This is a genomic window from Mesorhizobium sp. Mes31, assembly GCF_024519675.1.
In the GTDB taxonomy this organism is placed as follows: Bacteria; Pseudomonadota; Alphaproteobacteria; order Rhizobiales; family Rhizobiaceae; genus Mesorhizobium.
In genome coordinates this window covers 1-259 of the sequence record NZ_JALJRL010000084.1, presented here as the reverse complement: position 1 = coordinate 259, position 259 = coordinate 1, and the positions used below count along the sequence as shown (strand labels likewise).

1 pseudogene is annotated in these 259 nt (G+C 55.6%); it reads left to right on the top strand.

The features are described 5' to 3' along the window. Positions 1–150 precede the first annotated feature (150 nt). Positions 151–259 (top strand): annotated as a pseudogene (locus tag NR193_RS33405) (cobalamin-binding protein); the annotation flags it as partial.

The following is a 259-nucleotide window of genomic DNA, read 5'->3' as shown; positions in this document are numbered from 1 at the left end:
GGAATGCACCAGACCTACGAAATGGACTTCCAGAACGTCTGGCTCGACGCCTGATCTAGCTTCCGAGCTTTGCAGGCAACCGCCGCCGGCACCTCTGACAAAAGGTGCCGGCGGACCGTAAATCACTGACAGGCAATTGGCGCAGGCAAAATGTCCGACGACGAGATCATCCTTTCAGAACTTTCCGACGACGAGTTGGTGCAGCAGATGCACGACGATCTTTATGACGGGCTGAAGGAAGAGATCGGCGCAGGCAAAA